This window comes from Pseudomonas baetica, from assembly GCF_002813455.1.
GTDB lineage: Bacteria > Pseudomonadota > Gammaproteobacteria > Pseudomonadales > Pseudomonadaceae > Aquipseudomonas > Aquipseudomonas baetica.
In genome coordinates this window covers 4,330,984-4,351,509 of record NZ_PHHE01000001.1, presented here as the reverse complement: position 1 = coordinate 4,351,509, position 20,526 = coordinate 4,330,984, and the positions used below count along the sequence as shown (strand labels likewise).

General features: G+C 59.8%; 19 protein-coding genes. 10 read left to right on the top strand and 9 right to left on the bottom strand.

Annotated elements, in window-relative coordinates; translation table 11 throughout:
* Positions 1–5: 5 nt before the first annotated feature.
* The gene (locus tag ATI02_RS20085) at positions 6–455 is read right to left on the bottom strand and encodes a DUF4879 domain-containing protein (protein WP_100847150.1); all 450 of its coding nucleotides are present in this window, start codon (positions 453–455) and stop codon (positions 6–8) included.
* Positions 456–677: 222 nt separating this feature from the next.
* On the opposite strand from ATI02_RS20085, the gene ATI02_RS20080 reads away from it, so the two are divergent.
* The 4 genes from ATI02_RS20080 (at position 678) to ATI02_RS20065 (ending at position 4,545) form a co-directional block, all read left to right on the top strand.
* Entirely contained in the window at positions 678–1,973 is a 1,296-nt protein-coding gene (locus ATI02_RS20080) for an NCS2 family permease (protein ID WP_100847149.1), read from the top strand.
* The gene (trmA, locus tag ATI02_RS20075) at positions 1,970–3,049 is read left to right on the top strand and encodes a tRNA (uridine(54)-C5)-methyltransferase TrmA (RefSeq protein WP_100847148.1); all 1,080 of its coding nucleotides are present in this window, start codon (positions 1,970–1,972) and stop codon (positions 3,047–3,049) included. The genes ATI02_RS20080 and trmA overlap by 4 nt, the downstream gene beginning before the upstream one ends.
* A gap of 195 nt (positions 3,050–3,244) precedes the next feature.
* Positions 3,245–3,694 carry a type II 3-dehydroquinate dehydratase gene (gene aroQ, locus ATI02_RS20070; protein WP_100847147.1) on the top strand — a complete coding sequence of 150 codons (450 nt, stop codon included), beginning with the start codon at positions 3,245–3,247 and terminating at the stop codon, positions 3,692–3,694.
* Entirely contained in the window at positions 3,691–4,545 is an 855-nt protein-coding gene (locus tag ATI02_RS20065; protein WP_100848481.1) for a shikimate dehydrogenase, read from the top strand. The genes aroQ and ATI02_RS20065 overlap by 4 nt, the downstream gene beginning before the upstream one ends.
* A gap of 112 nt (positions 4,546–4,657) precedes the next feature.
* Here ATI02_RS20065 and ATI02_RS20060 read toward each other — a convergent pair whose 3' ends face one another.
* Both ATI02_RS20060 and quiC read right to left on the bottom strand, forming a co-directional pair.
* Entirely contained in the window at positions 4,658–5,335 is a 678-nt protein-coding gene (locus ATI02_RS20060; RefSeq protein ID WP_100847146.1) for a TetR/AcrR family transcriptional regulator, read from the bottom strand.
* 101 nt (positions 5,336–5,436) lie between these two features.
* Positions 5,437–7,338 carry a 3-dehydroshikimate dehydratase QuiC gene (gene quiC, locus ATI02_RS20055; RefSeq protein WP_100847145.1) on the bottom strand — a complete coding sequence of 634 codons (1,902 nt, stop codon included), beginning with the start codon at positions 7,336–7,338 and terminating at the stop codon, positions 5,437–5,439.
* Between the two features lie 351 nt (positions 7,339–7,689).
* Between quiC and ATI02_RS20050 the strand changes: the two genes are divergently transcribed.
* Positions 7,690–9,027 carry an MFS transporter gene (locus ATI02_RS20050; protein WP_100847144.1) on the top strand — a complete coding sequence of 446 codons (1,338 nt, stop codon included), beginning with the start codon at positions 7,690–7,692 and terminating at the stop codon, positions 9,025–9,027.
* Positions 9,028–9,156: 129 nt separating this feature from the next.
* On the opposite strand, the gene ATI02_RS20045 is transcribed toward ATI02_RS20050, so the two are convergent.
* Positions 9,157–10,035, bottom strand: coding sequence for a DMT family transporter (locus ATI02_RS20045; protein ID WP_095190329.1), 879 nt, complete (start codon positions 10,033–10,035; stop codon positions 9,157–9,159).
* Positions 10,036–10,378: 343 nt separating this feature from the next.
* On the opposite strand from ATI02_RS20045, the gene ypfJ (ATI02_RS20040) reads away from it, so the two are divergent.
* The 3 genes from ypfJ (ATI02_RS20040) to ATI02_RS20030 all read left to right on the top strand — a co-directional run bounded on the left by ypfJ (ATI02_RS20040) (position 10,379) and on the right by ATI02_RS20030 (position 13,225).
* Positions 10,379–11,248, top strand: coding sequence for a KPN_02809 family neutral zinc metallopeptidase (gene ypfJ / locus ATI02_RS20040; RefSeq protein WP_100847143.1), 870 nt, complete (start codon positions 10,379–10,381; stop codon positions 11,246–11,248).
* 135 nt (positions 11,249–11,383) lie between these two features.
* The gene (gene ypfJ / locus ATI02_RS20035) at positions 11,384–12,271 is read left to right on the top strand and encodes a KPN_02809 family neutral zinc metallopeptidase (protein WP_100847142.1); all 888 of its coding nucleotides are present in this window, start codon (positions 11,384–11,386) and stop codon (positions 12,269–12,271) included.
* Positions 12,272–13,225, top strand: coding sequence for an alpha/beta hydrolase family protein (locus ATI02_RS20030; RefSeq protein WP_095190326.1), 954 nt, complete (start codon positions 12,272–12,274; stop codon positions 13,223–13,225). It abuts the gene before it with no gap.
* 115 nt (positions 13,226–13,340) lie between these two features.
* On the opposite strand, the gene ATI02_RS20025 is transcribed toward ATI02_RS20030, so the two are convergent.
* From ATI02_RS20025 to ATI02_RS20015, 3 genes are all read right to left on the bottom strand, one after another.
* On the bottom strand, positions 13,341–13,934 hold the full coding sequence (locus ATI02_RS20025; RefSeq protein WP_095190325.1) for an HAD family hydrolase: 594 nt from the start codon (positions 13,932–13,934) through the stop codon (positions 13,341–13,343).
* Positions 13,931–14,800, bottom strand: a complete 870-nt coding sequence (gene tesB / locus ATI02_RS20020) for an acyl-CoA thioesterase II (protein ID WP_100847141.1) — start codon at positions 14,798–14,800, stop codon at positions 13,931–13,933. The genes ATI02_RS20025 and tesB overlap by 4 nt, the downstream gene beginning before the upstream one ends.
* A gap of 109 nt (positions 14,801–14,909) precedes the next feature.
* Positions 14,910–15,479: a GNAT family N-acetyltransferase gene (locus ATI02_RS20015; RefSeq protein ID WP_100847140.1), complete on the bottom strand. Its 570-nt coding sequence runs from the start codon at positions 15,477–15,479 to the stop codon at positions 14,910–14,912.
* A gap of 83 nt (positions 15,480–15,562) precedes the next feature.
* Here ATI02_RS20015 and ATI02_RS20010 point away from each other — a divergent pair, with 83 nt between their 5' ends.
* A complete protein-coding gene (locus ATI02_RS20010; RefSeq protein WP_100847139.1) occupies positions 15,563–16,483 on the top strand; it encodes a histone deacetylase family protein in 921 nt (306 codons plus the stop codon).
* A gap of 282 nt (positions 16,484–16,765) precedes the next feature.
* Complete coding sequence (locus ATI02_RS20005) at positions 16,766–18,010, top strand: TIGR03862 family flavoprotein (protein ID WP_100847138.1); 1,245 nt, start codon at positions 16,766–16,768, stop codon at positions 18,008–18,010.
* Between the two features lie 107 nt (positions 18,011–18,117).
* Here ATI02_RS20005 and rhlE1 read toward each other — a convergent pair whose 3' ends face one another.
* Entirely contained in the window at positions 18,118–19,455 is a 1,338-nt protein-coding gene (gene rhlE1 / locus ATI02_RS20000; protein WP_095190320.1) for an RNA helicase RhlE1, read from the bottom strand.
* Positions 19,456–19,520: 65 nt separating this feature from the next.
* Positions 19,521–20,459 (bottom strand): drug/metabolite exporter YedA, encoded by a 939-nt coding sequence (gene yedA / locus ATI02_RS19995; RefSeq protein WP_100847137.1) that lies wholly within the window; start codon positions 20,457–20,459, stop codon positions 19,521–19,523.
* Between the last annotated feature and the right edge of the window lie 67 nt (positions 20,460–20,526).

Below are 20,526 nucleotides of genomic sequence, written 5' to 3'. Positions count from 1 at the left end.
AGCCCTTACTTGATGTAAAGCTGCGTCGACATCGTGTTGCGCGGGGCGTTGATGGAGGTGTTACTGAAGCTGAAGGTGCCTTCCTGCTTGCCCGCCATATCGAAGGTGTAAAGAGAACCCACGGTTTTGCTGCCGGGCGTGCATTCAGTCAAGTTGCCGTTATCGAAAGCGCACACCGGGGATCGTGTGCCATTCACTTCGAAGCCGTCCAGCGTGGCGTGCGGCTGGCTCTGGCCATAACCGACCTCCAGCACGTAGACCGTGATATTCGGTCCACTGTGATTGCACTGGGTTTGCGGCTGATTATCGGCAATGTCTTCCAGGCCACAGGCCGGCGATTGCACCTTGATGACTTTCACTTCACTCAAGGGCGGTGCCGATGCCGCCCATACAGCCGATGTCCCGGTCATCAGCCCTGCAATCAATCCGAAAGCCTTTACCCAGCGCGTGCTCATGCGTTCAATGTTCCCAAAAAATCAGCGCGCAGTATGGCGCAGTTGGTGCCGGTACAAAACTTCGCCGACGATCGACACCAACAACCGCCATATTCCTCACGCTGCTGGTATGATGCGCGGCTTTTTCCGGCCCACCACAATTTTCCAGGCGCTTGCGACGGTCTGTGCTTTGCTGTTGAGGTCGATACATTTACGGCGCCATGCGCGCCACGGGGAGCAGACATGCTGGAAAGGCTGTTTCAACTCAAGGCACACAACACCAACGTGCGCACCGAGATTCTTGCGGGCATCACGACGTTCCTGGCCATGGCCTACATTCTGTTCGTCAACCCGAGCATTCTCGGCGAGACTGGCATGGATAAAGGTGCGGTGTTCGTCGCCACCTGTCTGGCAGCCGCCATCGGCTCCACGGTCATGGGCCTGATCGCCAACTACCCGATCGCCCTCGCTCCGGGCATGGGCCTGAACGCCTTCTTCACCTATACCGTCGTGCTGCACATGGGCCACACCTGGCAAGTGGCGCTGGGCGCGGTGTTCATCTCGGCCGTGTGCTTCTTCCTGCTGTCGATCTTCCGCATCCGCGAATGGATCATCAACAGCATCCCGCTGCCGCTGCGCTCGGCGATTGCCGCCGGTATCGGCCTGTTCCTGGCGCTGATCGCCCTGCACAACGCCGGCATCGTGGTCAGCAACCCGGCGACCATGGTCGGCCTCGGTGACCTGAAACAGCCTGCACCGATCCTCGCCACTCTCGGTTTTGCCTTGATCGTTGCCCTTGAGGCACTGAAAGTGCGCGGCGCGGTGTTGATCGGCATTCTCGCGGTGACCATCGTTTCCATCGCCTTTGGCTTCACCGCGTTCAATGGCGTGACGTCGATGCCACCTTCGCTGGCCCCGACCTTCCTGCAGCTGGACATCATGGGGGCACTGGACATCGGTCTGGTCAGCGTGATTTTCGCCTTCCTGTTCGTCGACCTGTTCGACAACTCCGGCACCCTGATCGGCGTCGCCAAGCGCGCCGGCCTGATGGGCAAAGATGGCCACATGCCGAAAATGGGGCGCGCACTGATTGCCGACAGCACCGCCGCCATGGCCGGTTCGCTGCTGGGCACCTCGACCACCACCAGCTACATCGAATCCGCTGCCGGCGTGAGTGCGGGCGGCCGTACCGGTCTGACAGCTGTTGTCGTGGCGATTCTGTTCCTGCTGGCGTTGTTCTTCTCGCCACTGGCGGCCAGCGTTCCGGCTTTCGCCACCGCACCGGCGCTGCTGTTCGTCGCCGTCTTGATGATGTCGGGCCTGGCAGAAATAGAATGGGACGATATCACCGTCGCCGCACCGGTCGTGGTCACCGCGCTGGCCATGCCGTTCACGTCTTCGATCGCCAACGGCATCGCCTTCGGCTTCATCGCCTGGACCGCAATCAAACTGCTGTCCGGTCGTGCCCGTGAGCTGAACCCGGCGCTGGTGATTCTGTCGATTCTGTTCGTGATCAAGTTGGGTTGGTTCAACGCATGACTTTCGATTCCCAGGCTTACGCCGCACAGCTAGAAGACAAGGTCACGCGTTTGCGTGACCTGTTGGCCCCGTTCGATGCGCCAGAGCCAACCGTGTTCGACTCGCCGCTGCAGAACTTCCGTCTGCGCGCCGAGTTCCGCCTGTGGCGTGAGGCCGGCGAGCGGCATTACGCGATGTTCTCCCAGGACGACAAACGCACGCCGATCCTGATTGAAGCGTTCCCGATTGCCAGCCTGCGCATCAATCAGTTAATGCCGCAGCTCAAGGCGGCGTGGCAGGCCAGCGCGGCGCTGAGCCACAAGTTGTTCCAGGTCGAGTTCCTGACCACCCTGGCCGGCGACGCGATGATCACGCTGTGCTACCACCGTCCGCTGGACGAACACTGGCATGCGGCGGCGACGAAGCTGTCGGCCGATCTCGGCGTCAGCATCATCGGCCGTTCCAAAGGCAAACGCGAAGTGCTCGGCCAAGACTATGTGGTGGAAAAACTCGAAGTCGGCGGCCGCACGTTCAGCTATCGCCAGCCCGAAGGCGCGTTCACCCAGCCTAACGGCACCGTGAACCAGAAGATGTTGAACTGGGCTTACGAAGCATTGGGCGATCGCCCTGACGATCTGCTGGAGCTGTACTGCGGCAACGGCAACTTCACCCTGCCGCTCGCGACCCGCGTGCGCAAAGTGCTGGCCACCGAAATCAGCAAGACCTCGGTCAACGCCGCACTGAGCAACCTCAGCGAAAACGCTGTGGATAACGTCACGCTGGTGCGTCTGTCTGCCGAAGAGCTCACCGAAGCCCTCAACGAAGTTCGCCCATTCCGTCGCCTGCAGGGCATCGACCTGAAGAGCTACGAGTTCGGCAGCGTCTTCGTCGACCCGCCGCGCGCCGGCATGGACCCGGACACTTGCGAGCTGACCCGACGCTTCGACAACATCCTCTACATCTCCTGCAACCCGGAGACCCTGGCGGCCAACATCGCCCAGTTGCACGACACGCACCGCATCACCCAGTGCGCGTTGTTCGACCAGTTCCCGTGGACGCATCACATGGAATCGGGTGTGTTGCTGACCCGCCGTTGAGTGCAGAGGCCGGATACGAAAAAGCCGTCGTGATTGACGGCTTTTTTGTGGTCGTTTTTTGATCTGTGCGATCACCGAACATAAAACGCCAAGGTCAATGTTGTTCAATTGACCGATGTAACCATCTAGTACATTTTATCTCCACAGGCTGAAACCATCGGCCAAAGCCAAAAACAATAAGTGGAGTTTCCCCCCATGCCCCCTATCGTTCTGGTGCTCAACGGCCCGAACCTGAACCTGCTCGGCACCCGTGAGCCGGCGACTTATGGCCACGAAACCCTGGCGGATATCTCCGCGCTGTGCGGCCGCGCGGGCGAAGAATTCGGCCTGGCCGTGGAGTTTCGCCAGACCAATCACGAAGGTGAACTGCTCGACTGGATTCACGGAGCACGCGACCGTTGCGCCGGGATCGTGATCAATCCGGCGGCGTGGACGCACACCTCGGTGGCGATTCGCGATGCACTGGTGGCCAGTGAATTGCCGGTGATTGAAGTGCACCTGTCCAACGTCCATGCCCGCGAACCGTTCCGGCATCATTCGTTTGTCTCGGCCATCGCTACGGCGGTGATGTGCGGGTTTGGCAGCCATGGCTATCGTCTGGCCCTGGAACATTTCAGCCAGCGGCTGAAGGGATGCGCGGCATGATCCGCAAGAACGTAATACTGGCCGGACTGATCGGTGCCGGCATTCAGGCCTCGCGCACACCTGCGCTGCATGAGCACGAGGGTGATGCGCAGGACATGCGCTATCTGTATCGCCTGGTCGACCTCGATCAATTGCAGTTGGACATCAACGCCCTGCCCGACTTGCTGCTGGCCGCTGAGCGCATGAACTACACCGGCCTGAACATCACCTTCCCGTGCAAGCAAGCGATCATCCCGCTGCTCGACGAACTGTCGCCGGAAGCTCGCGGCATCGGCGCGGTGAATACCGTGGTGCTCAAGGACGGCAAACGTGTCGGCCACAACACCGATTGTCTGGGATTCGCCGAGGGTTTTCGCCGTGGCTTGAATGACGCTGCGCGTAACCGCGTAGTCCAGATGGGCGCTGGCGGTGCAGGCGCGGCAGTGGCCCACGCGTTATTGAGCGAAGGCGTACAACGGCTGAGCATTTTCGACGTGGACAGCGAACGCGCTGAAAGCCTGGCGAACAACCTCAATCAGCATTTCGGCGTTGGCCGCGCAGTGGCCGGGCATGATTTGCCAAGCACGTTGAATCAAGCCGATGGCCTGGTGAACACCACGCCAATGGGCATGGCCAAACTGCCGGGCATGCCGGTTCCGGTCGAGTTGCTGCGCAAAGAATTGTGGGTGGCGGAGATTGTGTACTTCCCTCTGGAGACCGAACTACTGCGCAACGCCCGCGCCTTGGGCTGCCGAACGCTGGATGGCGGCAACATGGCGGTGTTTCAGGCAGTGAAGGCGTTTGAGTTGTTCAGCGGCGTGGTGCCGGACGCGCAGCGGATGCTGGCGCATTTTCAAAGCATGGAGGGTTGAACTCAATCCTCCTATGGGAACGGGCTTGCTCGCGAAAGCGGTGTACCCGTCAGCAGATGCATAACTGACCGGACGCTTTCGCGAGCAAGCCCGCTCCCACAAGGGAAATGCATCAGGCTTGCAGGTAGCGCAACACCGACTCGCAGATCATCTCGCGATGACGTTGCTTGATGCTTTCGTCTGGCAGGTCGATCTGGAAAATCTCGCCAAACGTCTGGCGGTTCGACACGCGATAGAAGCAGAACGAACTGATCAGCAGATGCACGTCCAGCGCATCGAGCCCACTGCGAAACACACCCTCTTCGGCACCCCGGCGCAGGATCTCGCCGAGTGAATCGAGGATGGTGTTGTTCATCGCCTTGATCGCATCCGAACGCTTCACGAATTCAGCGTTGTGGATGTTCTCGATGCAGACGATGCGCACAAAATCGACGTTGCGGTCGTGGTGATCGAAAGTGAATTCGACCAACCGCCGAATCGCCTCCACCGGCGGCAGCTCGGCCAGGTGCAAACGGCTTTCCGTATTGCGAATATCGCCGTAGAGCTTCTCCAGCACCTCGACGTACAACTGCTCCTTACTGCCGAAGTAGTAATAGATCATGCGTTTGGAGGTGTGGATGCGTTCGGCGATCGCGTCGACGCGGGCACCGGACAATCCTTGCTGGACGAACTCGACGATCGCCTCCTGCAGGATGTTCTCGCGGGTCTTTTCCGGGTTGTTCTTGCGACTCTTGCGCGGCTCTACAGCGGACACTTCAGGAGCTGCGGTAAGTTCTGTATTCATCGTCATTGCGGGCTCACGGCCATCACTGCACAGGCGGCGATTATGGGCCGCGCCGCACAGTGAAGGAAGCCGCGCGAGCCGTGTTTAATCCCGCGTTTACGAATTTCCTACAACTTCGCCTGGCGAACGGCGCCACTGCGTGATTTGGCCATTGCCGCCAAACGCACCGCGACGTTCGCTGCGCCGTAACCGGCATAGCCGTTTTTACGCTGAATGATCTCGAAGAAGAAGCGCCCTTCGAAAGGCTCGGTGTAGACGTGAAACAACTCGCCGCCCTGCGCGTCACGATCGTAGAGCACGTTGTAATACGCCAGTTCACTGAGAAATTCGTCGTCGAAATCAAAACGTGCAGCGAGGTCGTCGTAATAGTTGAGCGGGATATCCAACAGCGGTACGCCGGCTTCTTTGGCGCGACTGACTTCGGCGAAGATGTCGTCACAATCGAAGGCGATGTGATGCACACCTGAACCGCGGTAACTCGACAACGCATGGGAGATCGCGGTGTTGCGGTTCTCGGAAATGTTCAGCGGCAAGCGGATCGAGCTGTCGCGACTGCGCAATGCGCGGCTCTTCACCAAACCGTACGGGTCGGGCAACACAACTTCGTCGTCCGCCTCGAAATCCAGCAGGCTCTTATAGAACAACACCCAACTGTCGAGACTGTCGGCCGGCAACGCCATGGCCATGTGGTCGATGCGCTTGAGGCCGCCACGGGACGGGGCATCCGCCAGCAGATTGAAATCGGTACCGTAGACATCGGCCTGTTCATCCACCAGATAAATCAGGCTGCCGTCGGGAGCGCGCACTGCCGCCAATTCCAACTCGTTAGGGCCGACCAGTCCGCGATAGGGCTGACCTTTGTAAGCCACGGCGCGGGCCAAAGCACTGGCGCTGTCCTTGACCCGCACAGCGGTAGCGCACAAAGACGGGCCGTGGGCTTCGAAGAAGCTGTGCGCAAAAGAATAAGGCTCGGAGTTGAGGATCAGGTTGATGTCGCCCTGACGCAGCAGGCTCACGCTCTTGGAACGATGCTGCCCGGCCTTGACGAACCCGAGGCGCTCCAGCCAGTTCGACAGCTTGGCGCCGAGGCTTTCATCGACGGCAAACTCCAGAAACTCGATGCCGTTATATTCGCTAGCCTTCGGCGTTTCAAAAAGGATTTCACGGTCGGCCACAGGCGTCGCTTCCTGTTCCAGACGCTGGCGAGTCTTCTCTTCCAGATACAGCAGCGAACGCAAACCGTCAGCGGCATTCGCCCGTGGCGGTGCGGCGCGGAAACCGTCGTTGAAGATTTCCAGCGACAGCGGCCCGGTGTAACCGCTCTGGATGATCGGCGCGAGGAAACCCGGCAGATCGAATTCGCCCTGCCCCGGGAAGCAGCGGAAATGCCGGCTCCACTCCAGCACATCCATGGCCAGAATCGGCGCGTCAGCCATTTGTACAAAAAAGATCTTGTCGCCGGGAATGTCGGCGATTGCGCGGGGATCGCCCTTCAACGACAGCGTATGGAAGCTGTCGAGCAAAACCCCAAGGCTTGGGTGATCAGCCTGACGCACGATGTCCCAGACCTGTTGATAAGTGTTCACGTGACGGCCCCACGCCAGTGCTTCGTAACCAATGCGCAAGCCACGCGCACCGGCGCGTTCGGCCAGCAGGCGCAGGTCATCGACTAGAATTTGTTGATCGCCGACGCTGTCGGCCGAGGCGTTGCTGCAGACCAGCACCAGGTCGGTGCCGAGTTCCTGCATCAGGTCGAACTTGCGTTCGGCGCGCTCAAGATTGCGTGCCAGGCGATCGCGGCGGCAGCCTTCGAAATCGCGGAACGGCTGGAACAGGGTGATGGCGATGCCGAGGTCGGCGCACATCTGTTTAATTTCCCGTGGACTGCCGTCGTAGTACAGGAGGTCGTTTTCGAATATCTCCACCCCGTCGAACCCGGCGGCGGCAATGGCTTCGAGTTTTTCCGGCAGGGTGCCGCTCAAGGAAACGGTGGCAATGGAACGCTGCATGCTTCAACTCCCGGACTGCGCCGCTTTAATGTAGGAGCTGCCGCAGGCTGCGATCTTTTGATGATGCTTTTCAGATCAAGATCAAAAGATCGCAGCCTGCGGCAGCTCCTACATGGGATGGGGTTTTATAGTAGGGAAATTATTGGCTGCATCGAACGTGGCAGCAATTTAAAGTGTACTACCCGGTTAGTTTTGCGTGCGATTATCGAACACAATGGCGGTTTGGCGAATTGACGATTTTTCGTCCACTGCCCAACATCGACCGCACATTGAGTCCGGATCTGAACCACCGGTCGCAGCGTGCACAGAAAAAAGCACACCAAATAACAAATCCAAAAACGGGTGGAACACATGATTCCTTCACAGACTTCCCGCATGGCCCCGGCCATGAGCACTGCCTCAGGTGGCATCGGCGACAAGATCCGCGGCGCCATGGCCGTCGGCAAGACCCGTTGGGGCATGCTGGCGCTGGTGTTTTTCGCCACCACCCTGAACTACATCGACCGCGCCGCCCTCGGCGTCATGCAGCCAATCCTCGCCAAGGAAATGAGCTGGACGGCGATGGATTACGCCAACATCAACTTCTGGTTTCAGGTCGGCTACGCGATCGGTTTCGTCCTGCAAGGACGGTTGATCGACCGGGTCGGCGTCAAACGCGTGTTCTTCTGCGCCGTGTTGCTGTGGAGCCTGGCCACCGGTGCCCACGGTCTGGCGACATCGGCCGTCGGTTTCATGGTCTGCCGGTTCATCCTCGGCCTGACGGAAGCGGCGAACTACCCGGCCTGCGTGAAAACCACGCGCCTGTGGTTCCCGGCCGGCGAACGTGCAGTCGCCACCGGCATCTTCAACGCAGGCACCAACGTCGGCGCGATGTTCACGCCGATGTTGCTGCCACTGGTTCTCCACGTCTGGGGCTGGCAAGCGGCATTCCTGTGCATGTCGGCACTCGGCGGGATCTGGCTGTTGTTCTGGGGCCTGAAGTACTTCAACCCGGAAGATCACCCGAGCGTGAAACAGTCCGAGCTGGACTACATCCAGCAGGAAGTCGAACCGGAACAGGCCCGCGTGCCGTTCTCGAAAATCCTCCGTATGCGCGGCACCTGGGCCTTCGCCCTCGCCTACTCGCTGACCGCGCCGGTGTTCTGGTTCTACCTGTACTGGCTGCCACCGTTTCTCAATCAGCAATACAACCTGGGCATCAACGTGACCCAGATGGGCATCCCGCTGATCATCATCTACGTCACCGCCGACTTCGGTAGCGTCGGGGGCGGCATTCTGTCCTCGTTCCTGATCGGTCGCGGGATGAACGCGATCAAGGCGCGGCTGCTGTCGATGTTCCTGTTTGCCTGCTGCATCATCGGCGTGGTCATGGCCGCCGGTTCCGCCAATCTGTGGGTCGCGGTGGCGGCGATTTCTCTGGCGATCGGCGCGCATCAGGCATGGACGGCGAACATCTGGAGCCTGGTGATGGACTACACGCCCAAGCACATGATGAGCACGGTATTCGGTTTCGGCGGCATGTGCGCGGCGATCGGCGGGATGTTCATGACCCAGATCGTCGGCCACATCCTCACCGTCACCAACAACAACTACACCGTGTTGTTCACCCTGATTCCGGCGATGTACTTCATTGCGCTGACCTGGATGTACTTCATGGCGCCGCGCAAGATTCCGACCGTCACCGAGTAACCTGCGCCTACACCAAACCTAGTGTGGGAGGGGGCTTGCTCCCGAAAGCGGACTGACATTCAAAACGAATGTCGGCAGATACACCGCCTTCGGGAGCAAGCCCCCTCCCACACGTTTCTGCATCGCTCCTCAGCGGCGGCTCTGCTGCCACGCCGCCGCCAACCCGCTGCAACAGATCACCGCAATCCCGATCACGGTCAACAGGCTCGGCGTGTGATTGAACAGCAGCCAGCCCAACAACCCCGCAAACACGATCTGGCAATAACCGAACGGCGCCAGCAACGCCGGTGCGGCATGGCGGAACGCCTGAGTCAGAAACAAATGCGCGGTCATCCCGCAACTGCCCAGCGCCAGCATCAGCCCGGCGTGAGTCAACGTCGGCACCTGCCAGAAGAACGGCACCAAAGCACTCATCACCAACGTGTTGCACAACCCGGCAAAGAAGTTGCTGGTGGTCGGGCTATCGATTTGCGCGAGCTTGCGGGTCAGCAGTTGGTAGAAGCAGAAAAACAGCGCCGAGCAGAACGGCAGCAACACCGCCGGGGTGAACAGTTCACCTCCGGGATGAACGATGATCAGCACGCCGATAAACCCACAGATCACCGCGATCCATTGGCCACGGGTCACCTTTTCCTTGAGCAGCGGCACCGACAATGCCGTCACCAGCACCGGAGCCAGGAAGTTCACCGCCGTCGCTTCCGCCAGCGGGATGTACAGCAGCGCCGTGGTGAAAAACAGGCTCGTACCGAGCAGGCACAGCGCCCGGATCAATTGCAGCAAAGGACGTTTGGTTCGCAGCACGCGCAGCCCGGACTGCGGTAGAAAAATCCCCGCCATCAACAAGGTGTGCACCACATACCGTGCCCACACCACCATCACGATCGGATAGAACCCCGACAGATACTTCGACAGTGCGTCATGGCTGGAGAACAGGAAGGTCGCCAGGACAATCAGCAAGATCCCTTTGAAGGGTTGGTTGACTCCGGATAACGGCGTGCTGACGGTCATGAGGTCTCCTTGTAAACACTGCGCAACAATCTAGAGCCAGGTGTCGGACTCTCACAGACAACAATTGAAATAGTGGGCGAACAGCGCACTGCATTGCATGAAGAAAATCGTCTGGCGTCGAACCATCGGCGTATGTAACGCACTGTGGCGTGAATCTTCGGCCAGGCAGTCCTGACTTCCAGCGTGGTTCATTTCGACAAGTTAATACTGAAAAAGGGCACTTTTGTCTCTTCGACGGGATTTGTCTTACGCGTTCTTACAGATCTGTCCTGCCAATATTGATCTCTGCAGTTATTCATAGGCCCGGCAATTTCGCCGGAACAACCTGTATGAGAAAAGCGACATGTTATGGAACAAGGCAAGACGCAGCGAAAACGTCAACGATCAACGAAAGGACAAGGATGTCCGCAGCCCTACAGGGATAGCTTTAGCGGCGGGTCTGATCGTCTCGATAATGGCAGGTATGGGTGCCTACTGGGCCGACCTGGAGAAATCGGGTGACGTCGAAACGGTCAATACGATGCAAGAGCAGACCTTGGGAGAGATGGGAAAATTTGTGGAGGATGACCCCCATCGGTTTTTTGTCGAGTCCGTGCTGGGAAGCACCGAAGACGTCTGGACACAGATATTTGCGCAAGTGGGGAAACAGTATCAGTCGCCTGAACTTGTTCTGTATGACGTCGAGACCCAGTCTGCCTGTGGCGCCTATCGATCAAAAGAAGCCGGCCCGTTCTACTGCGAACTGGACAAGAAAATCTACATCGACCTCAAATCGCTGGAGTCATTTACTGTTCAGGACTCAATGGTGGCGGACTTTGCACAAGCCTATGTGATTGCTCATGAGGTTGGGCACCATGTTCAGAATGAAATGGGTGTGCTCAAGCGAATGGAGGACGCCGAAAACAGCGGTGAATCCATGACCGGGGCTGACGGCCTGGGTGTGCGTCTGGAATTACAGGCCGACTGCCTGGCAGGCTACTGGGCACGCCATGCGCAAGACAATCTGCAATGGCTCGACCCCGATGATCTGGATGAAGCCTTGGAGATTGCCTCAAAAGTGGGTGACGATTACCTGATGCGCAAAGCGCACCTGGATGTTCGGCCGGAGGCGTTTACTCACGGCACTTCGCAACAGCGAATCAACTGGTTCAACACCGGTTTCAATGCTTTACACGGAGATGCCTGCACCACCTTTGAAGCAGCACAACTGTAAGATGCATGGATTGAGCAACGCTAAACGCTATTGACGAGCGAACTGACATCTCCAGTGGAGTGTCTGACGACCGGACTGGCGCCGTTCCCACACACCAGCAACACTCATCACCACGATCAGAAAGAGGATTCCCACATGCTATGGAAAAAAGGCCGACGCAGTGACAACGTCGTCGATGCCCGTGGTGATGATAGCGGCGGTGGCGGCGGCATGCGTTTCGGTGGCGGCAAGGGGTTGAGCCTGGGGGCAATCCTGCTGATCGTCGGCATCGGCTGGATCACCGGACAGGATCCGCTGCAGATCCTCGGTCAACTCACCGGACAAATGTCCGAACAGCCGGCACCCACCACGCAGACGCGTCAGGCCCCACCGGCCAATGACGAACAGGCCGAGTTCGTCCGTTCGATCCTTGGCGACACTGAGGACACTTGGGGCACGGTTTTCCAGCAGGCCGGCCGTCAATATAAGGACCCGACCCTGGTGCTGTTCAGCAATCGGGTCAACTCCGCTTGCGGCCTCGCCACTTCCGCCACTGGCCCGTTCTACTGCCCGGCGGATCAGAAGGTCTATCTGGACATGGCGTTCTTCCAGGAGATGTCGCAACGCTTCAAGGCTGCCGGCGACTTCGCCCAGGCCTACGTGATCGCTCACGAAGTCGGACACCATGTGCAGACGCTTCTTGGCGTCTCGGCGAAAATTCAGACAGCCCGCCAGCAAGGTCAGCAGATGGAAGGGGCCGGTGGCTTGCTGGTACGTCAGGAATTGCAGGCCGATTGCCTGGCCGGTGTCTGGGCCTATAGCGCGCAGAAGCGCTTGAACTGGCTGGAGCCCGGCGACATTGAAGAAGCCTTGAATGCCGCCAATGCCATCGGTGATGATCGCCTGCAACAACAGGGTCAGGGCCGTGTAGTACCGGACTCGTTTACCCACGGTACGTCGGCGCAAAGGGTGCGCTGGTTCAAAACCGGATTCGCGCAGGGCCAGGTCGGCCAGTGCGACACCTTCGCGGCGAAAAACCTGTAAATGCATAAATGGCTTTTGGCTTTACTGATCATTGGCAGCACCGCGCAAGCGGCCGGCGTCGACGCGATCAGTCCCGGGCGCTTGCAATTGAAGGCCGGGGAAATGGCGGTGGGCATCGGGCCTGCGCCGGAAAAAATCGAGCGTGTGCTGATCGTCATTCATGGGCGCTTGCGCAACGCCGAGACCTATCGAAAAAGCGCCGAAAGCGCGGCCGAACTGGCCGGACAAACCGCCCACACACTGGTGATTGCGCCGCAATTCCTCAATGAAAGTGATGTGGCCCTGTACTCGTTGCCCACCACGGTATTGCGCTGGAAAGGCAACGAGTGGATGGGCGGCGGTTTATCCACAGGCCCGAATCCGTTGAGTTCCTACGCAGCGCTGGACGAAATCGTCGCCCGCATCACCGATCGAAAACAGTTTCCAGACGTGAAGCAGATCGTGATTTTCGGCCACTCCGGCGGTGGCCAAGTGGTGCAGCGTTATGCGCTGCTGGCCAAGGATCAGCCGGCGCTGAAAGCCAACGGTATTCGCCTGCGTTATGTGGTCGCCAATCCGTCTTCCTACGCTTATTTCAACGAGCAGCGGCCCGTGGCGTTCGATCACGCCAAGTGCATGGGCTTCAATCGCTGGAAGTACGGTTTGTCAGACATGCCGGTGTACGCCGGTGGGCAAACGCCGTTGCAGCTTGAAAGCAGTTACATCAAGCGCGAGGTGATTTATCTGCTTGGGCAGCAAGACATCGACCCGCAACACCCGGCGTTGGACAAGGGCTGTGAGGCCCAGGCGCAAGGGGCTTATCGCTTGATGCGCGGCAAACTGTTTTTCGGTTATTTGCTGCGCCGGCATCCGGAAGGGGTGAATCAGCGGCTGGTGGAAGTGCTTGGAGTCGGGCACAACGGCGATGGGATGTTGACCTCGCCGGAGGGGCAAAAGGCGTTGTTTGATCAGTAAGCTGTTTGGCGGATTTAATGCCCTCTTCGCGAGCAAGCCCGCTCCCCCAGGGGTATGTATTCCAAATGTGGGAGCGAGCCTGCTCGCGAAGAAGTCAGCTCAGGCACCAAAGATTTCAGGCCAGAATCATCCGCCGCAACTCGACACAATCCTGCGCATGCCAATCCGTCAGCTCCGGCCACGGGTTATGCGGCAGGTTCACCAACACCGTCCGCGCGCCCGCTGCTCGCCCGCAATCGAGATCAAAGCGGTAATCGCCGACCATCACCATCTCACTGGCCGGTACCGCCCAGGCTTCTGCCAACTTGAGCAACCCACCCGGATGCGGCTTGGGCGGCGCTTCATCACGGCCCAGCACGTCTTCCACCGCGAAGCAGTCAGCCAGGCCAATCGCCTCTAGCGTCACATGCGCCAGTTCCCGCGCATTACGGGTGAGGATAGCGAGGCGATAACCGCGCGAATGCAGATCACGCACCAGTTCCACCGCACCGGTCGCCGGAGTCGAACCGAGTGCCAGATCGCGCTCATGCTCCAGCAACCACGCATGTTTCGCTGCCGCCTCCTCGGCCGGCAACGCGGCGAGATGGGTGAGGATGTCGTCCTCCGGCGGGATTGCCAGCGCCACGCGAATCGCCGCGAAGTCATGCACGGCGACGGTCAGGGTGCCGTCCATGTCGAACACCCAGTGCTTCACCTCGGCCAGGCTCATGCCCAATCCTTGCGATGGCGGATCAGGCCTTCCTGCGTCACCGACGCCACCAGTTGCCCGGCGCGGTTGAACACGCTGCCACGGGAGAACCCACGGGAATTTCCGGCCCACGGGCTGTCCATCGCGTAGAGCAACCAGTCATCGGCGCGCAGATCGTTGTGGAACCACAGCGCGTGATCGAGGCTGGCGACCTGCATGTCTTTCTGCCAGACCGATTTGCCGTGGGGCAGCATCGAGGTGGTCAGCAGACCGAAGTCCGAGGCGTAGGCCAGCAGGTATTTGTGCAGCGCCGGGATGTCGGCCAGCGCGCCATCGGCGCGGAACCACACGTACTTGACCGGATCCGCCGGTTGCGGGTTGTACGGATCTTTTTCGGTGACCGGGCGCACTTCGATCGGTTTCGGGCACGGCAATTTTTCACGCATATGCTCGGGGATCAGGTGCGCGCGTTGCTGGGTCAGTTCCAGTTCCGAGGGCAGGTTTTCCGGGCCGACCACCACCGGCATCGGAGTCTGATGCTCGAAGCCTTCTTCGTCGTACTGAAACGAAGCGCTGCAGGTGAAGATCGGGTGGCCCTTCTGGATCGCCGTGACGCGACGGGTACTGAAACTGCCGCCATCGCGCACGCGATCGACCGAATACACCACCGGCAACTTGGCGTCGCCAGGACGCAAAAAATAACCGTGCATCGAATGCACATGACGTGTTTCTTCAACCGTCTGACTGGCCGCCGACAACGACTGACCGAGTACCTGCCCCCCGAACAACTGACGGAAACCCAAATCCTGGCTGCGGCCACGGAACAGGTTTTCTTCGATCGGTTGCAGGGTCAGCAGGTCGACCAGATCTTCCAACACTTGGCTCATTCAGACTCTCCTCACACAAAGCGATGTCGCGCAGTCTTGGCTGCGGCGGCCGATTCAGATTCTGGCGCGGGCCAATGATTTGGCGGCCATTGTAAACGTCCGTGTCGGCTTATCCATGCAAGGTTTGCAGCCACTGCTCCCGGGTGATGCGGTACAGCACATGTCTTCTTAACGGGTGATCGACGGCAAGCTTGGGGTGATCAAAGTCATTGGCGGGATCGTGATGCATGCCGATCGCCTGCATGACTTTCTCCGAAGGAAGATTGCTTTGTGCGGTGAAAGACACGATCTCTTTCAAGGCCAAGCGATCAAACCCGCAACGTAGAGCGGTCCACGCCGCTTCACTGGCGTAACCCAGGCCCCAATGTTCCTTGGCCAGACGCCAGCCGATCTCTACCGCCGGCGTAAATGGCGCATCGAAACCGACGACGCCCAGACCGGTGAAACCGATGAATTCACCGCTGTCCTTGCGTTCCAGCGCCCACAAGCCGTAACCGTGTTCGGCAAAATGCCCGCGCACGCGACCGATCAGCGCAGCGCTTTCCAACCGGCTCAACGGCTGCGGAAAGTAGCGCATCACCTGAGGATCGGCACACATCGCCGCAAATGCCGGCAAGTCCTCGTCCTGCCACTGACGCATCAGCAGGCGTGCGCTTTCGAGTTCCAGTATCGGCTCCATCGTGCCCCTCCGTTTCCATGCCGCAAGTCTACATCGCTGGTAGGATCCTTCATTCTTTCCTACGTTTGCTACTTGAAATCCCCATGCCCCTACCGCTGATCTACCACGAAGACTACAGCCCCGAGTTTCCGGCGGATCACCGCTTCCCGATGGACAAGTTTCGCCTGTTGCGCGATCACCTGGTCGACAGTGGACTGGTGCGCGACGCCGATCTGCTGCGTCCGCAAATCTGCCCCAACGACATCCTCGCCCTCGCCCATGACCGTAGCTATATCGAACGCTACATGAGTGGCGAGTTGTCTCGCGAAGACCAGCGGCGTCTTGGCTTGCCATGGAATGAAGCGCTGGCGCGGCGCACGGTGCGCGCGGTCGGCGGTTCGATTCTGGCGGCTGAAAAAGCCCTGGAGCATGGCTTGGCTTGTCATCTGGCGGGTGGCACCCATCACGCCCACTACGACTACCCGGCCGGGTTCTGCATCTTCAATGACCTGGCGATCATCAGCCATTACCTGCTGCAAAGCGGTCGGGTCAACCGCGTGCTGATCTTCGACTGCGATGTGCATCAGGGCGACGGTACCGCGCGGATTCTCCACGACACGCCGGAGGCGATTACCGTTTCCCTGCACTGCGAGAAGAACTTTCCTGCACGCAAAGCCGAAAGTGACTGGGACATTCCGCTGCCCAAAGGCATGGGCGATGCCGACTATTTAAAAGTCGTGGACGACACACTCAATTACCTGCTGCCGCTGTATCAGCCGGATCTGGTGCTGTACGACGCCGGGGTCGATGTACACAAGGACGATGCCCTCGGTTATCTGCAACTGACCGATGAAGACGTTGCCGCCCGGGATGAAGCCGTGATGCGCCATTGCCTGGGTCGCGACATTCCGGTGGTCGGTGTCATCGGTGGCGGTTACAGCAAGGATCGCCACGCCCTCGCACGCCGCCACGGCATCCTTCATCACAGCGCGCAGCGCGTCTGGACGTCACACGGTTGTCATTGAGCTGTGCTGCGTTACCCACAATCGCTGTGGAACGGCCTGTGGACAACCTGAGCGAAAGGGACTACAGGCCTTGCTGGGCATGGCCTGCAGCACGCTGATCAAATTTCAACCAGGTTTTATGGATCGCCACAGATCCCTTGTGGGAGGGGGCTTGCTCCCGAATGCGGGGTGTCATTCAACATTGATGTCAATGGATATACCGCATTCGCGAGCAAGCTCCCTCCCACCCTGTCCTGCGCTGTTAGAATGCGCGCCTTATCCCGCCATACCGCAGCGCACGCCATGACCCAGAACTCCACCGCCTCCCCCGCTCACGTCGCCATCATCGGCGGTGGCCCCGCCGGCCTGATGGCCGCCGAAGTGCTGAGCCAGGCCGGGGTACGAGTCGACCTGTACGACGGCATGCCCTCGGTAGGCCGCAAGTTTCTGCTCGCTGGCGTCGGCGGCATGAACATCACCCATTCTGAAGCCTACCCGGCATTCCTCTCGCGCTACGCCGAACGCGCGCCGCACATCGCCCCACTGTTGCGCGGTTTTGATGCCGATGCGCTGTGCCGCTGGATTCACGATCTGGGCATCGAAACCTTTATCGGCAGCTCGGGCCGCGTGTTCCCCACCGACATGAAAGCCGCACCGCTATTGCGCGCCTGGCTCAAGCGTCTGCGCGACAGTGGCGTCGTTATCCACACCCGCCATCGCTGGCTCGGCTGGGATGAACACGGTGCGTTGCGCATCGAAAGCCCCACGGGCGAAATCACCGTGAAACCCGACGCCACCCTGCTCGCCCTCGGCGGCGGCAGTTGGGCGCGCCTCGGTTCGGATGGCACGTGGATGCTGCCCCTGGAGCAAAAAGGGGTAGGACTGGCACCGCTGCAGCCAAGCAATTGCGGCTTCGAGGTGCAGGCCTGGAGCGATCTGATGGTGAGCAAATTCGCCGGAGCGCCGCTGAAAAATATCGCCATCGGCTTGAACGACGATGTACCGCGCCTGGGCGAATGCGTGATCACCGCGACCGGCATTGAAGGCAGTCTGATTTATGCGCTGTCGGCGCCGATTCGCGAGGCGATCAATCAGTACGGCGCAGCGACCATTCACATCGATCTGCTGCCCGGCCGACCTGTGGATAAAGTGCAGGCAGCGTTAAGCAAGCCACGCGGTTCGCGCTCAATGGCCAAGCATCTGCACAGTCAGGTCGGGATTGATGGGGTGAAAGCGGCGTTGTTGCGTGAATTGACTGACGCTGCAACCTTTGCCGATCCCGCGCTGTTAGCTCGGGCGATCAAGGCGCTGCCGCTGACATTGGTAAAGACCCGTCCTTTGGATGAGGCGATCAGCAGTGCTGGCGGCGTGACGTTTGAAGCGATGGATGAGCGATTGATGCTCAAGGCGTTGCCGGGGGTGTTCTGCGCAGGTGAGATGCTCGATTGGGAGGCGCCGACGGGCGGCTATTTGCTGACGGGGTGTTTTGCCAGCGGACGGGCGGCGGGGTTCGGGATGCTGGAGTGGCTTCGGCACAAAACCCTGTAGGAGCTGTCGAGTGAAACGAGGCTGCGATCTTTTGACCTTTAAAAGCAAGATCAAAAGATCGCAGCGTGCCGCAGCTCCTACCTGGATAGCGCGCCTTCAGCAGAGGGTTATGGCTTACGCTTGCGCGGCCCGGTGTTAAACACCGGCACTTTACGCACAGGCTTGATCGAAGGCTCCGGCGCTTGGGTCTCGCCGCTATCGACCCACTTACCGAGATTACGCTTGCCACCACCGCCGGAGGTTTTCGGCTTTTTCGGTTTCTTTGGCTTCTTGATCACCTGGCCGCTGGCATCGGTATCCGGCACGCGGTGCTCAGGCTCGAAGTCCGGTTCGTTCTGACGCTTCAGCGTCTGACGCGTCAGCATCTCGATGGCCGAGAGCATGTTCACCTCATCGGCACACACCAGCGAGATCGCCTCGCCCGTCGCACCGGCACGGCCAGTACGGCCGATACGGTGGATGTAATCCTCAGCCACGATCGGCAGATCAAAGTTGACCACCAGCGGCAGATCTTCGATGTCCAGCCCCCGCGCCGCAACGTCGGTGGCCACCAGAATCTGCACTTCGCTGAGTTTGAAACGATCCAGCGCACGCTGGCGCGTTGCCTGCGGTTTGTCACCGTGGATACCGTCGGCGTTCACACCCAGACCCTGAAGTTTTTCCACCAGCGCATCGACACCGTTACGGGTCTTGGCAAACACCAGCACCTGCTTCCACTTGTTCTTGCGCATCAGGTGCACGAACAGTTCGGCCTTACGCTTCTTGTCGACGGTTACCACCCACTGCTTGACGGTGTTGGCAGCGACGTTGCGCGGGCTGACTTCGACACTCAGCGGATCGTTGAGCATCTGCCCGGCCAGCAGGCGGATGTCATCGGAGAAGGTCGCGGAGAACAGCAGGGTCTGGCGCTTTTTCGGCAGCATGCGGTAAATGTTCGCCAGTTCTTCGGAGAAGCCCAGGTCGAGCATACGATCGGCTTCATCCAGCACCAGGGTTTGCAGCTGATCGAGTTTCAGCGCGTTCTGGCGGAACAGGTCGATCAGGCGACCAGGCGTTGCGACCAGCACATCGACGCCGCCGCGCAGCTTCATCATTTGTGGGTTGATGCTCACGCCGCCGTAGACCGCGTAAGTGCGCAGCGGCAGGTTTTCGGCGTACTGGCGCACAGACTCATGAACCTGTTCGGCCAGTTCGCGGGTCGGCACCAGAATCAGCGCACGCGCCGAATTGGCGGTGACTTTCGGCCCTTCCATAGCCAGCAACTGCAACAGCGGCAAGGCGAAACCGGCGGTTTTGCCGGTGCCCGTCTGGGCCGCTGCCATCAGGTCGCGACCGGCCAGAACGGCCGGGATGGCTTGCGCCTGCACCGGCGTCGGGGTCTGGTAGCCGAGCGTCTCGAGGGAGCGCAGCAAGGGTTCGATCAGGCCAAGGGAGGCGAAAGTCATGGGAGTACCGTAGGAAAATTTAGCGCGGTTGTGCAAAACGAGTGTGCAATGGCGCGCAGTTTACCCTAATTCACACGGGATTCTGTTCGCTCCTCTGTCGGCATGGCCGCGACGGCGGGTGCCGGAGCCCGACGCCACTGTGGCAGACCGATCAGCACCACGGCGCTGATGATCACCAGCATCGCCAGCGCTTCTTCAATGCCGATGGTCTCGCCGACAAATACGATCCCCAGCAACACCGCCACCGCCGGGTTGACGTAGGCATAACTGGTGGCCGCCGCCGGACGCACATGCTTGAGCAGGTACATGTAGGCATTGAAGGCGATGATCGAGCCAAAGAAGATCAGATACGCCAGCGCCAGCCAGCCCTCTACTGGCGGCATGGCTTGCAGATGCTCGCCGCTGACCGCGCTGCCGATCAGCAGGACCACACCGCCGACCAGCATTTCCACCGCACTGGCCATCGCGCCCTGCGGCAACGGCAGGTGTCTGCTCCACACCGAACCGAACGCCCAAGTGGCCGCGGCAAAAATCAGCAACGCCGCGCCCAGTGGACTCGATTGCAGGTTGGAACCCATGTTGAGCATGGCAATACCGACAATCCCCAGCGCCACCCCGGCCCATTCGAGTCGGGTATTTCGCGCGCCCCAGAAATAACCGAAGAGCAACGTGAACAGCGGCACCGTCGCCACCGCCAACGCCGCCACGCCAGAGGCCACACCCGTGTGCTCAGCCACACTCACCGCGCCATTACCAAAGCTCAGCAGCAAAATCCCGATGATCCCCGCCGCTTTCCACTGCGCCCACGTCGGCGCCGGCGCCCCGCGCCAACGCAGAAATGCATACATCAATGTACCGGCAATCAAGAAGCGCACCCCGCCGAGCATCAGCGGTGGCCAGTATTCAACGCCGATGCGGATCACCAGATAGGTCGATCCCCAAATCACATACAACGCAAAAAACGCGGCGATCAGCGGCAGGGAAAAACGGCGCAGGGCAGGCATGGGCAGCTCGACTGTCAGAGGTAGCGGATGAATTATTCTAGAAAGGCGAGCGAGCAAAATAAGCTAC

Bases quoted from the DNA above. Each gene is read 5' to 3' on its own strand.
- ATI02_RS20015 (WP_100847140.1), bottom strand. From the start codon at position 15,479: ATGGAGCCGATACTGGAACTCGAAAGCGCACGCCTGCTGATGCGTCAG.
- ATI02_RS20085 (WP_100847150.1), bottom strand. From the start codon at position 455: ATGAGCACGCGCTGGGTAAAGGCTTTCGGATTGATTGCAGGGCTGATG.
- ypfJ (WP_100847143.1), top strand. From the start codon at position 10,379: ATGTTATGGAACAAGGCAAGACGCAGCGAAAACGTCAACGATCAACGA.
- ATI02_RS20030 (WP_095190326.1), top strand. From the start codon at position 12,272: ATGCATAAATGGCTTTTGGCTTTACTGATCATTGGCAGCACCGCGCAA.
- tesB (WP_100847141.1), bottom strand. From the start codon at position 14,800: ATGAGCCAAGTGTTGGAAGATCTGGTCGACCTGCTGACCCTGCAACCG.
- ATI02_RS20080 (WP_100847149.1), top strand. From the start codon at position 678: ATGCTGGAAAGGCTGTTTCAACTCAAGGCACACAACACCAACGTGCGC.
- quiC (WP_100847145.1), bottom strand. From the start codon at position 7,338: ATGCAGCGTTCCATTGCCACCGTTTCCTTGAGCGGCACCCTGCCGGAA.
- rhlE1 (WP_095190320.1), bottom strand. From the start codon at position 19,455: ATGACTTTCGCCTCCCTTGGCCTGATCGAACCCTTGCTGCGCTCCCTC.
- ypfJ (WP_100847142.1), top strand. From the start codon at position 11,384: ATGCTATGGAAAAAAGGCCGACGCAGTGACAACGTCGTCGATGCCCGT.
- ATI02_RS20005 (WP_100847138.1), top strand. From the start codon at position 16,766: ATGACCCAGAACTCCACCGCCTCCCCCGCTCACGTCGCCATCATCGGC.
- aroQ (WP_100847147.1), top strand. From the start codon at position 3,245: ATGCCCCCTATCGTTCTGGTGCTCAACGGCCCGAACCTGAACCTGCTC.
- yedA (WP_100847137.1), bottom strand. From the start codon at position 20,459: ATGCCTGCCCTGCGCCGTTTTTCCCTGCCGCTGATCGCCGCGTTTTTT.
- ATI02_RS20060 (WP_100847146.1), bottom strand. From the start codon at position 5,335: ATGACGATGAATACAGAACTTACCGCAGCTCCTGAAGTGTCCGCTGTA.
- ATI02_RS20050 (WP_100847144.1), top strand. From the start codon at position 7,690: ATGATTCCTTCACAGACTTCCCGCATGGCCCCGGCCATGAGCACTGCC.
- ATI02_RS20065 (WP_100848481.1), top strand. From the start codon at position 3,691: ATGATCCGCAAGAACGTAATACTGGCCGGACTGATCGGTGCCGGCATT.
- trmA (WP_100847148.1), top strand. From the start codon at position 1,970: ATGACTTTCGATTCCCAGGCTTACGCCGCACAGCTAGAAGACAAGGTC.
- ATI02_RS20045 (WP_095190329.1), bottom strand. From the start codon at position 10,035: ATGACCGTCAGCACGCCGTTATCCGGAGTCAACCAACCCTTCAAAGGG.
- ATI02_RS20025 (WP_095190325.1), bottom strand. From the start codon at position 13,934: ATGAGCCTGGCCGAGGTGAAGCACTGGGTGTTCGACATGGACGGCACC.
- ATI02_RS20010 (WP_100847139.1), top strand. From the start codon at position 15,563: ATGCCCCTACCGCTGATCTACCACGAAGACTACAGCCCCGAGTTTCCG.